Raw genomic sequence first — 12,273 nt, forward strand, 5'->3', positions numbered from 1 at the left:
GCTACGGGGCGAGGTCGAGGACGGTTCGGATGAAGGCTCGAAGGCCGGCCGTTCGGCCTTCGTCCCGCCACATCAGCGCGTATTCGACCGGTGCCGCGTCGGTGAACGGAACGTAGGCGATGTCGGGCCGGCCGTGGTACTGCCCCGCTCTGACGGTGGCGATCGTGGCCCCCTCGCCCGCGGCGACCAGGGACAGCACCCCTTCCCAGTTGAATGCGGTCGGGCCGTGCTCGATACGCGCTCCGCGGGGCGTACGGCGCGGGAAGAATGCCTCGCGCCACGTTCGGGACACGCCGGCCGCCGTGACAAGCGGCAGCAGGGCGAGGTCCTCCAGCGACACCGATTCCCGTGTCGCCAGGTCATGGTCAGCGGGCACCACGAGGGCCCGACGCTCGGAGAACAGCACAGGTCCCACGGTGACGTCGGGCTCTTCGACGGGCGGCTCGGCGATCACCAGGTCGACGTCCTTCTGGCGCAGCGCGGTGATCACGAGGTTGTACGTCGCCCCTTGGAGCTCGACCGAGCAGCGGGGGTGACCGGTGGAGAAGGTCTCCGCGGCCTGCGCGAGGAGCCTGCCGGACCAGGGGGCGGTGAAGCCGACCCGCAACACACCACGGATATCGGTGCAGGCCGCCGTCGCGTCGGCGACGGCTCGCTGGATCTGCTCGTACGCGGGGAGCAGGTCGTCGCGGAGTTGCCGACCGACCGGGGTGAGGGCCACACGGCGGCTGCTGCGCTCGAAGAGTGTGCCGCCGATGCGGCGTTCCAGCGCTTTGATCGTCTGGCTGACCCGGCCGGGCGATATGAGCAGACGCTCCGCGGTCCGTGCGAAGTGCAGTTCCTCGGCCAACGCCAGAAACGTCTCGATCTCGTACCGCTCCACAGACTCCCCAATTGAGCGCCGGGACGCCCGTTCCGCGGCCTCCCCGTCGACGTCCAGACCGTGGTCCCCCAGAACATTAGGCCGCGTCAACGGGGCTGGTCCAGAATTTCCTGCGGCGCTGTCAGCCGAGGTGCCGGGTGAAAAACCGTAGCGTGCTGTCCAGTTCGAAGGCCGGGACCTCCTGGTGCCCGCCAGGGTTGGCGTGCAGGGTCTTCTCGGCGGACGCAAAGGCGTCGAACAGCGCCAGGCCCTGGACCCGCGGCACCCGCTCGTCGTCCCACTGCAGCAGGAACTCCACCGGGACGGCGATGCGCGCGGCGGCCTCGGCCGTTGCCAACGCCCCGCCGAGGCCCAGCACCGCCGCACGGACCCGGGGTTCCTCGGCGACGAACGGAACACCGAGCCCACACCCCAACGACAGCCCCCAGTAGCCCACCGGCCCGGCGCCGACGTTCGCACATTGCTGAACAGCGTCCAGGACCGCTCGCCATTCCGGGACAGTCCGGCGAGCGACGAGCGCCTGGAAGCCGGCGATCAGCGGAGCCGGCTCCGCACCGGCCTCCGCGCGAGCCTGGTTCTCGGTCGCGATCCGGTCGTACTCCTTGTCCGTCGGCCGGTCTCCATGGCCAGGCACGTCTACCGACACCACCGCGAATCCGCACTCCGTCACGAAGCGGCGCGCACGGCCGAGGATGTCGGGATCCTTCTTGTGCTGCCCGCCGCCGTGCCCCATCAGAATGAGGGGCCTGGTACCGGCGGCGCCTTGCGGTGTCCAGAGCACGCCGGGGATCTCCCCGAGGGTGAAGAGCTGTTCGCGGATGCCGTCTGACGGTGTCTCAGAAGTGAAGCGCATGGTGTTCGTTGCCTTTCGGGATGCCTTCTTCGGGCACTCCCCAGACCCTGCGGGAGAGGGAGCCCCGACCTGTCACAGCGTTGATCGGTCTCACCTCCTCGGTTCGCAGCAGCGCACAGCGACGCAGAAAAGTATCACGTCCCTTGACTGGAGGGGCAGTTGACGCCTCGTGAGCCGTCTCTGCGCCGCTTCTTGGTTGAAAGCGCAGTCATATGCCACGACGAGGGGTCGGCATATGCCATTCGCCGCTACGCTGACTGTGTGTGATGTGCAGCACATCTAGACACTTTGGTGTGCCAGTGGGGGGCGCTGTGGGTTGGACGGTCGAGTTCGAGGACGACTGCGGTATCGCGCGCAAGGAGTGGGGGATCATCCGCTCGGCGCTGTCGAATGTGCCCTCGGAAGGGGACGTTGGGCATTGGCCGACCGAGCTGCGGACGGTGTGGGTCGTACGACGCCTGGCCGGCGGCCGGAGCGGATCGCAGGTCCTGGAACTGCGATTGGAGCTGGCACCTCCGCAGGACAGCCGGCAGCAGGTCGCCAAACTGTCCTCTCTGCAAGAGGCCACTGAGGAGTGGCGCCGCGGGCGCGGCATGGACCCCGGACGCGAGTATTCCTCGCTCGTGCCGTTGGTGGCCGCCAGTCGTGAGGTGCTGGAGCCGCCGCGGAACAAGGACGGCTACCCGCGGCAGGTGGTGGTCTACCAGCATGCGCAGGAGCGGGAGGGGGGCGGCCCGCAGGAGCTGCGGACGCTGGAGGACCTCGTCCGTGAGGGCGTGATGTCCGGCGAAGCCACTGAGCGGTCGTGTCACATCTTGCGCAAGACGATGGCCCGTCTGGCCGGCCACCTGCACCGCAACGCACGCGCCCGCGACGCGAGACTGGCCGTCTGCAATCGGTCGCTCGGCGTGGACGCCCATCTTCGCTATGAACGTGTCAGACCTGACGATGTCGCGGTCGAGCTCAGCGTGGGCTCCCCCGATGCGGAGGAACTCGGGCTGACGGCGCATGACGGTGAGAGTCTGCGCCGTACGTCGACCGCCCCGCCGGGACCGGAGCGGGGTCTCACCCCCGGTCAGCGGATCTTCCTCCGCGTGGACCGTCCTGTCCTGTCTCCCGCAAAGCTGGAAGGCACCGTGGACCATGTGGCCTCCGTACGTGTGGTGGGGCACGGGGCGGGCGTATCCCGGAATCTGGTGCGTGAGTTCTCGGGCGTCGCTAGTATCCGCCTGAGCGCCGAGGTGGTGCAGACGCGTTCGGCGCTGTGGTCGCAGCGTCTGGTCCGTTTCCTGGACCTACTGCAGGGCGACGAGACTACCGAGCATCTGCGCTACCAAGAGGTCACAGTGGACCACCCGTTGCGCAGCCTGCACGGCATCCTTGCCGCCCCCCGGCGCAAACGCGTCTTCAGCGTCCTGCACGGAGACCTCAACCCCCGCAACATCCTTTTGGTCGACTCGCACGCCTACGTGATCGACTTCGCGAACGCGTTGGAGCAGGACGACGAAGCCGCCCTGACGTTCAGCGACTACACCTGGCTCGAGGTCTGCCTGCTGCGCGAGCTGGAGGGCGCGGGGCTCTCATGGGAACAACTGGTCAGGGTGCAGAGCCAGTTGGCCGTGCTGTGCATGCTCGCCGAGCACGGGGTCGCCATGGACTGCCTGGACAAGCTCGTGGCCTCTCTCGCCCATCAGGCCCAGGAGTCGGACAGGGGGGCGCGACTGCTGCTCGTGCTGTGGGAGGTGCGCCGCGCGGCGATGCAGGTGGCTACCCGGGTGGAAGCCGAACACCCTGCGCGGCAAATGCTCGACCACCTGACGCTTTCGGCGCTGCGTGCGTTGAAGTTCCCTGATACGGAGCAGAGCGCGCACCGGGTCGGAGTCTGTGCCGCTGTCGCCGGTGTCGCCAGTGAGGGGCTGCGGGACGATCACCACACCCTCTTCTCGACCTGGGGCGACGAGCAACTGGCGTCGCTGCGCGCTGCTTTGCTCACTCCTCATGCCGTGCAAGATCCTCGTGTCCTGGAGCTGCTCATCGCTGCCCACGGCGCTCAGGAATCCCAGATTTCGGGTTTCGATCCGCTTCTTCTGCAAGCGATCTTGGAGGGGCCCGCGCACACGGAACTGGCAGAACTGCGCACGAGGTGTCCCTTCACGTTCGCCTACATCCCGCTCACCGGCCGCTACCTCGATGTGGGCGAGCCACTGATCACGCAAGGGGACGGAGCGCTGGAGCCCTCCCCACGGGAGGCTCTGGACCTGCTGACGGAGCGGCGCCGCCACCTGGTCCTGGTGGGGGAGTGCGGAAGCGGCAAGACGACCGTCGTCTCCGAGCTCCGTGCCCGGCTGCTCAGCGAGGATCTGCACACGCAGGACGAGAACGGGACAGGTGCCACGAGTACACCGTGGCCGCTGCTGGTCAACGCACTGACTCTGAGCCAGCAGTTGCGCACCGACGGGAGCACGGCCGGAGAAGAGTTCACCCCGAGCGTCGTGGCGGAGTGCCTGCGCGCATGCGGCGACGTTCCGGAGGACATGTCGAGTTCCGTGTGGACGTGCCTGCTCGAGGCAGGCGGCATCTGCCTCATCGTCGACGAATTCCACCAGATCGACGCCGATGACAAGCCGAGAGTCCTGGCCTGGATCAAGCAAGTGAGCCTGCGCTGCCCCTCCATGCGTATCGTGCTGTGTCAGCGTGGCCTGGACTATCAGCCCGATGTACTGGGGTGGCAGGCAGTGGCCCTGCACAAGGTGCGAGCCAGTCAGGCGCGTGACTACATCGAGGACCACATACGCAAGAGCGACGCGATCGGGTGGCGGCCCCGCGTGCGCCTCCTCTACGACACGATCTTCAAGGACACGGGCGCGGGTGGTCTGCGCGACCTCGCGACCAAGCCGCTGTTCCTGCGCATGATGATCAAGCACTACTTGGACGAGGACGACTTTCGCACCACCAATCCGGGGCGGCTCGTCGAGGAGTTCGTCCGGCGCTTGGTGCACAGTGACGAAGAGGGCGAGATCGACCGCCGGCTGAAGTTCCTGCGCCGCCTCGCCTACGAGATGGACGAACACGGCGCGGCGCTGCCGTACGAGCGGGCCGTCTCGCTCCTGAACAACTTCGGCCTCCATGACGCGGAGCGGACCCTGGACGCTCTGCTGCGCTCCGAAGCCATAGTTCATGATCCCAACAAAGCCTGGATCACCTTCGCCAACCCGATCGTCCACGCCTACTGCGTGGCCGCCATGCTCCAGAAGAAGCCGACGGACGTCGTGTGCAGCCGCATCCTGCAGTTCCACTGCCGAGACGCGGCGCAGCTGCTGGTCGCCAACCCCGACACCGACCAGGAGATGGTCGGCAAGGTGCTGGACACCGCGCTGGACGTCAACATCGTCTACGGAACCTGGCTGCTGCAGGCAGCCCCGCCGGACTGCTTCGGCCCGCTGCGCGAACAGGTGCTGCAGACCCTGCGCGACACGCTCAACAACCCCGACACCGCCGCCCCGGTGCGACGGCAGACGATCTACGCGCTGGCCAAGAACGGCACACCGCAGGCGAAGGAGATCCTGGAATCGGTCGCCCTCGAAGGCCCCGCGGCGGCCGACGCCCTCGACGGCCTGGTGATGATGCACCAATGGTTCGTGCCGGAAGCCGACGAGGCGCTGGTCAGGGTACTGACCGTCGTGTTCGACCGGCCGCCGTCCGAGGGCGACGACGAGGTGACGGTGCGCGCCCTGCGCAGTGTCGCGGCCGCCAAACTGAACGGGCTGGCGGGCCATGTCTGGGACCACATCACCCCGAACGGCCCGTGGGCGGTGGTCGCGCAGGCGTGGCAGGCACTGCAGCAACTGGAGATAGTTCCCAGCCAGAAGCTCTCCACCGTCTACGCCGACGCCTGCACGGAGCGGCTGGCACAGCTGGCCCGCCGGCTGCGCGGGAGCAGCCACACCGAGACCGAGAGAGCAGCCGTTCTCCAACTCCACCGGGAACGCATGGACTTGCTGACGGCGCTGGCGGCTCACGGACGCGTGGACACCCTTCTTGAGCATCGTTTCGGCGCGGGTTTCGCCGACGCCCCAGGATGGGACCAGCTGCTGGACACGGCTGCCCAGCACTGCACCGCGGCCGATGGGCAGGGCGCGCGGGCCAAGATGCTCCGCGCCGACGCGGACGACTACGACTGGCCGGCGCTGCTGTCAGGAGCCGGTGATCTGGACGCGGCCGTGGCAGCGCACCGCATGCTCCAGCAGGGCCGGATGCCCGCCCGCGGAACCTGGCAGCAACTCGCCGCCGCGGCAGGCCCCGCACGTCTGCTGACCCTGGCCGGCTTCGTCCATGGACTGAGCGCGGAGGACATCGCCGCCGTGGACGGCATCGTGCGCACACACGCTCCCGGCATCGCGAACGGCTACCTCGAAGCGCTGTCGGCCCTGGTCGGTGCGGTCAGCAGCCTCGATACCCAGGCACGCCCCCGCGCGGCGCTCATGGTGGACGAGGAATTACGCAAGAGCGCCGCTCCCCACGCCCTCGCCTGGCCGTGGGCACTCGCCTGGCGCCGCAGCGCCCCCGATCACACCGAGAGCGCGCTCTTCCTCGACAGTCCCGGCCTCAGCACCGGCGAGAAACTGAAACTGCTCAGCACGACGGATGTGCTGATCGACGCGCCCTACTTCGAACCCGTCCCGCTCAGCGCCACACACGTCGCCGCGCTGGAAGGTCTCAGACCCCAGACCACCGTCACCGGCATCGACGCGCACCGGTTCGTGCTGCTCGCCGCAAGCACCGGACTGCACCAGCACATCGACTTCGTCCGACAGGTCGCCTTCCACCCGGACAACCAGCACCACCTCATCCGGCACGCGCACCCACTCCACGGGGTCGTCGACACCGTCATCGCGGCACACGCCCTCGTCGCGCTCGCCTACCTGACACGCCTGGAGATCGCCGAGCAGCCGGACGCCGCGAACAAGGCCTATTCGCTGCAGTACCACCTCAAAGAAGTCACCTATGACGCGGGCGCGCACGCCAGTCTGCACCGCGCTCGACTGATCGCCCTCGGATTCCTCGGCGACTGGAACACGCTCATGGAGCAGCTCGACGCGGGCGATGCGCTTTTGCAGCATGCCGTCCTGAATATCGTGATGCACTGGCTCCCCGGCCCGTGCACCCCCGGCGGCCCCAAGCCAAGACCGGGCGTTGCCACCGAGCCCGAGCCCACCGCCGCGGTGGCCGCATGGATCAGCGACCGTCTCAGAGAGCCGGCCATCGAACCCCCGCGGCTGGCCGCCCTCACCCACATTCGCGACAGCGTCGAAACCAAGCTGGGCCGCTATGTGCGATGACCCGAAAGGCGGCGGGCCCTCACCACAGTCCCATCAACTTCTGTGCGGCGGCCAGCACCGCGCGCCGTCCTTGCGAGGCACGCACCAACGCCTGCTCTCTCACCGGCCCGGATCCCGCCTCCTGGACGGCGCGGTGCGAGCGCACGAGGGCCTCGCCGGCCTTCACCACCTCGGTCCCGGCCAGCAGCCGCAATCGCGTCAGTTGCTGACGCATCTCCTCGTACTCCGCCGCCAACGCGGCGTGCTGTGCGTCCGACTCCTCGCCACGTGCCACGTCGGAATGCCGCCAACTGGATCCGAGGAACGCCACGAACGCCTCCGTCAGAGCCTCACGCAGCCAGCGATGACGCTCCCTGCGGCCCCCCACCCACGTAGTCACGACCAGCGTCGCCGCACTCGTGACCGCGGCCGCCCACGCAGCCAGTCCACTTGCGTCCATAGAAGAGAGAGTGTGGACGGTTCACCGCCGTGTCGCACCCGAACGAGTAAATCGTTCCCGCACGCCCTATCCAGCTACAGACGCCGCCTCCACTATGGACCCGCACCGCGCTACGCACCGGCCGCCAACCCGCCGCGCACCAACCGGCTCCGCAGGAGTGATTCGCCATGACGGAACAGCAGCACACGACGGCCGGCACCGAGCTCTCGGGTGACCCCGCCATTGCCGCGCAGTGGACGGCCATAGAACGGCGGCTCGGCGCAAGCCCGCGGCTCAACACTCCCGAAGCCGCTCGCGACATGCTGTGGCGCGTCACGAGCAGCCATCGCGACATCCGCGACCACATCGACGCCTCGGCGCCCTACCGCATGCAGGTACGGCAGCTCCTCGACTTGTGCGCCCGAGAGGTCTCCTCGGCGGAAACTCTCGCGGGAGCCATCGAGCAGGTCACCCAGGACCCGGTGTCGGCCGCCCCCTTACGCACACTCGCCGACTGGAGAGCCGCGCAGAAATGGGTCTCCGTCACCGAGATGACCCACCTTCGGTCTCTCGTGCCAAAGGTCTCCGAGGCCCGCGCGCTTTCCGCTGCCCGTGCCTGCCTGCCACCCCTGTCGGCCGACCTCCCCCCACACTGCACGCAGGCGTGGCCGACCGTCCTGCATCTCCTGCGGCGCAACGTCCTGCCCAGCGGACTGCCGCCCTTCCTGGCCTACTTGGAATACCTTGCGGCGTCCAGCCCGTCGGAGCGCGGGCGCCTGCAGCGATGGACCACCGGCAAGGCCGACTCCTGGGGCCTGCAGAGCCAACTCCTGCAATGCCGTAGAGCGGCCGCAGACTACGTCCTGCCCGAAGCAGGACACGCTCGCGTGATGTTCGTCCTCCTTCCCGACGGGCTCAACGACGATCAGTACACGCTGCGCATGTGGCACCGGGACGGCATCGGCAGCACATCCCCGGCCCTGCGCGACGAGGACTCCCGTGCCGTCAGGGGCAACGACCTGCCCACAGCGGTCATCCAGCGCCTGAGCCAGTGGTTCTCCCAGAGCCCCCACACTGCCCGGCGTCCGCTCATCGAGTTCTGGCTCCCCCTGGCACTCATCAACCAGCCCGTCTGGGAATGGTGCGCGGATTCCGAGCGCCCCGGGGCGGATGCGCCGGTCATCGTGCGCAGCCTGGACCGTCTCGAACTGCCCACCATCGAAGAGGCCTGGCGAGCACGCTGGCAGAGCCTCATCAACGACCAGAGCGACGAGCCGAACCCGCGCACACGTGCCAACCGGCCTCAGCCGGCAACGCCCGCGCCCGTTGCCACGGAACAGGTCATTACCAGCGACCCCGTCATCCTTCAAAACCCGCCCAGCGAAAGCCGAGGACGCGCCGAGTTCATCGAAGCACTGCGCACCGGCGCCCCCGCCATCCTGTGGCACCGCCACGACTGCTCCCCGGCCTTCCGCACCATCGCACGCCGCCTCATCGACGAGGGGCCTCTGGACCAGCTTCCCCTGCGCGTCAACGCCTTGCGCGCCCGAACCCTCCACGACCGGGCGCCCAGCGACACCGCACGCGACATCACCCTCATCTGGGACGATCCCGACAACACTCTGCCCGCAGTGCACGATCTGGTGGCACCCGCGGAAGCCAGTCTGTCGTGAGCGACATAGCCGACACCGACTGGCTCATCACCTCCACCCCACAGGGCAACCGCCACGCGTCCTCCGAGTTTCCCCTACGAGCCCTCCCGCCTCAGTCGATCTTCACCCTGCCGCCCAAGGAATGGCCGAAACCCCGTGTCGAGCACGCCGGTCTGGCAGCTCGCGCCCTGCACACCCTGGACATCCTCGACGAAGAGCAACCGTCGGCCAGGCCCGCGCCCGTGCCCAACGCACCGGGCGCCGCCCCACGCGCACACCACCGCCGCTCGCACTGGGACCTCGTCCTCATCATCGACACCGGTGCCTCCATGGCCGCGTGGTATCCCACGGTCAACGCCTTCGTCATCAGCACCCACCGCATCCCGCTCTTCGCGGACATCCACGTCGTCAAACTCCACAGTCAGGGCTACGACCCCCAACGACCCCTGTTCGACCAGGGGGCCCTCGCCAACGCGGGGCTGGGCACCAGCGAACGACGGAAGATCGTCCTTCTCATCTCCGACACCGTAGGCCCTGCCTGGGACGCCGAACCGCTCCACGGCCACCTGCACGACTGGGCACGACACCACCCGGTCGCCATTCTTCACGTCCAGCCTCATGAGGACTGGAAACGCTCCGCCCTGCGCACAACATCGCCCGTGGTCCTGCGCTCCTCGATCCTCGGAGGCCACAACGGCACCTTCGACGTGCGGCCCACGGACGCCTCGCCCCTCGACGCTCTGGACAGTGCGCCGGAGCCCGCGGACGACGACACCATCATCCCCGTCATGGAACTCAACAAGCGGTGGATCGAACCGTGGTGCCGCCTGCTCTACTCAAGTGAGTGGATCCACCAGCAAGCGCTTCTCGTGCCTGCCACGCACCGTCCCAAGCGCGATACCGCCCCACCGCAAGACCTGCACCAACGGCTCGTCGACTTTCTCGGCACCACCCTGCCCGAGACAGCGAGGCTGACCACCCTGCTCGCCGCGGCCCCGCTCAACCGTCACATCATGCAGCTCATAGCGGGTCTGCTCGCCCCCGGCACGGGCCCACGTCACCTGGCGGACATCCTCAACAGCGGACTCATCCAGGTCATCAATACGCACGACCCCGGCAACGCTCCGTTCGACCAGGTCGTCTTCGACTTCCGGCCCGACGTGCGCGCCCAACTGTTCTCCCGGCAGGGCAAAGGCCACAGCGACTGCGTCGACGTCGCGCGCATCGTCGAGGACCATCTGGCCAGAACCATTCCGGCGGTACAGGGTCTGACGCAGCGCATCGAAGACCTCAGCCCACCCGACCGCACCCAGGTCACCGCCGAGAACCTGGCGTACTTGGAGGTGGAACGCGCGATCTTCGAAGCGCAGCCGCCAGGCGACCACAACGCGGCGCTCAAACGGATGAGCGCCAACATCGATGAGTTCAAGAAGCAGCCGAACTCCTGAGCTTCCATCGGGTTCGTACTACGTTCTCGCTGTGCCCCGTCAGCCCACCTGTGTACGGAAGAAGTAGAGGCAATGCCCGACAGCCTTGAGTGGATCGCCGAATCCTGGTGCGGCGCGAACCTTGACGCCGGTGACCTGTACGTCACTTGCGCCCGCGGCATCGGCCCCGAGCAGCTGGCCGCACGCATGGCCGACCATTCGCCTGTCGAGATCGGGCCTGCCCTCACCATCCAGGAAGCGCATCGCATGGTCGACCTCACGCAGATCTACTGCGTCGGCCGTATCGGCCGGAGCGGTGAGTGGTCGTTCATCGTGGAGTGCGTGGGCAGCGAAGGCTGGGCCCTGGACCCGGCCGTGTCCCGGGGCGCCGAGGTACTGATCTTCGACCCCCGGCCGGACGACCCGCCCTCCTTCTTCAGCTACCACTCCGACGGTGAGGTACAGCTGCACTTCGAGTTGGGCTTTGGGTACGAACCCGCCGGCGCCCAGCCCGACCTGCTGCGGCCGGCGCTGGAGGCGGCCGGTGTCATCCCTGCGGAAGACTCCCTCGACGACTGGCTCGGCAACGACGAGGAATCGCCGCTTCTCGAAGAGAGGCGCCGGGCCTTGAAGGTCGTCGGCGAGCATTTCACGCTGTCACTCCCGCGACAGATGATCGAGAGCGGGCGGCTTCCCGCCGTGGTCACCCGTACCTCGCCCCCTGCCTCCTGGTGACCGCAAGCCCTGGTTGAGGGGCCCAGGCGCCGGGACGCCCGGTCGGCGAGTCCTCTCAGGTTCGCCTCGGTCTCGAGCCCCGCCTCGCCTCAACCTGGCCTTTGCCACGCGCAGTTCCCCGCGGCATGTCAATCTCTTACGAGGACATTCATCCCGACGGGGGTATCTCACGGTCGGGAACCGTTTCTGCGCTTCTGGTGGTACCGGATGTCCCTCTACGCTGACCCGCATTGTCACCCCAGACCCCGGTGGTCATCGACCAGCTGCCCCGAAGCGGGTAGCCCGCCATCGCAGAGGTGATGCCGCCGTGATCGTCAGTGGCGCCCCAATCCTGACCGAGCACCTGCGTGTCTATCAGCACCGCCTTCACACCGTCCTCGAATTCCGCGGCGCGATCGACCTGGCTGCCGCCATCGCGATCGGACCGTACCTGACGGACACGATCTCCTCGCCCGAGCCCTTGACCATCATTGATCTGTCCGAGACGGCGTTCTTCGACTGCGCCGGAATCGGTCTTCTCTGCACCGCCCGACGACGGACCCGCGCCCGCGGTGGGAGCCTCCAACTGGTATGCCCTCAGCCCTTCGTCCTGCGGATCCTGCGCCTCCTGGGGCTCGACGAGCTGTTCCAGCCGGTGGGCACCCTGGAAGAGGCCGTGGCCGGAGCCGCACCGGCTCTCGACTAGCGCGTACGCAGGTGCCGGCCGGGCCGCCGCGCCCTGTTCGCCGACAAGGGCGAACACGCGGATCAGGGCTGGCCTGTTTCTTCGGCTTGCGCCTCCCCGCACGCCCGACAACGCCGGCATCGACCGGGCTCGGATCTGTTCCCACCCCGTGCAGGGTGCTCTGCGCAGAGTGGATTACCTCCCCTCCGAACCGCGAAAACCTATGTTGGCGGGAGTAGACATTGGCCCGTGCTGTGGCTATGGTTTCTCTCGTACCCCGGAGAGACCGTGGGGCCCGGCAG

Annotated in this window: 8 protein-coding genes; 5 read left to right on the forward strand and 3 right to left on the reverse strand. The window is 68.0% G+C overall.

All coding sequences use genetic code 11. The features are described from left to right. Window position 1: 1 nt before the first annotated feature. Together AB0J02_RS41925 and AB0J02_RS41930 are read right to left on the reverse strand one after the other, a co-directional pair. Window positions 2-883: a LysR family transcriptional regulator gene (locus tag AB0J02_RS41925; RefSeq protein WP_363199172.1), complete on the reverse strand. Its 882-nt coding sequence runs from the start codon at window positions 881-883 to the stop codon at window positions 2-4. A 121-nt stretch (window positions 884-1,004) separates the two neighbouring features. Then, the gene (locus AB0J02_RS41930; protein ID WP_363199173.1) at window positions 1,005-1,736 is read right to left on the reverse strand and encodes an alpha/beta hydrolase; all 732 of its coding nucleotides are present in this window, start codon (window positions 1,734-1,736) and stop codon (window positions 1,005-1,007) included. A 311-nt stretch (window positions 1,737-2,047) separates the two neighbouring features. Between AB0J02_RS41930 and AB0J02_RS41935 the strand changes: the two genes are divergently transcribed. Beyond that, on the forward strand, window positions 2,048-7,075 hold the full coding sequence (locus tag AB0J02_RS41935; RefSeq protein WP_363199174.1) for a hypothetical protein: 5,028 nt from the start codon (window positions 2,048-2,050) through the stop codon (window positions 7,073-7,075). 19 nt (window positions 7,076-7,094) lie between these two features. Here AB0J02_RS41935 and AB0J02_RS41940 read toward each other — a convergent pair whose 3' ends face one another. Next, a complete protein-coding gene (locus AB0J02_RS41940) occupies window positions 7,095-7,514 on the reverse strand; it encodes a hypothetical protein (protein WP_363199175.1) in 420 nt (139 codons plus the stop codon). 167 nt (window positions 7,515-7,681) lie between these two features. Between AB0J02_RS41940 and AB0J02_RS41945 the strand changes: the two genes are divergently transcribed. The 4 genes from AB0J02_RS41945 to AB0J02_RS41960 all read left to right on the forward strand — a co-directional run bounded on the left by AB0J02_RS41945 (window position 7,682) and on the right by AB0J02_RS41960 (window position 11,992). Next, entirely contained in the window at window positions 7,682-9,166 is a 1,485-nt protein-coding gene (locus AB0J02_RS41945; protein WP_363199176.1) for a hypothetical protein, read from the forward strand. Next, window positions 9,163-10,593 carry an SAV_2336 N-terminal domain-related protein gene (locus AB0J02_RS41950; protein WP_363199177.1) on the forward strand — a complete coding sequence of 477 codons (1,431 nt, stop codon included), beginning with the start codon at window positions 9,163-9,165 and terminating at the stop codon, window positions 10,591-10,593. The genes AB0J02_RS41945 and AB0J02_RS41950 overlap by 4 nt, the downstream gene beginning before the upstream one ends. Window positions 10,594-10,665: 72 nt before the next feature. Then, the gene (locus AB0J02_RS41955; RefSeq protein WP_363199178.1) at window positions 10,666-11,307 is read left to right on the forward strand and encodes a DUF6461 domain-containing protein; all 642 of its coding nucleotides are present in this window, start codon (window positions 10,666-10,668) and stop codon (window positions 11,305-11,307) included. A 307-nt stretch (window positions 11,308-11,614) separates the two neighbouring features. After that, window positions 11,615-11,992 (forward strand): STAS domain-containing protein, encoded by a 378-nt coding sequence (locus AB0J02_RS41960; RefSeq protein ID WP_363199179.1) that lies wholly within the window; start codon window positions 11,615-11,617, stop codon window positions 11,990-11,992. Window positions 11,993-12,273 lie beyond the last annotated feature (281 nt).

Origin of the sequence: Streptomyces sp. NPDC050264, from assembly GCF_040655895.1 — a bacterium.
GTDB lineage: Bacteria > Actinomycetota > Actinomycetes > Streptomycetales > Streptomycetaceae > Streptomyces.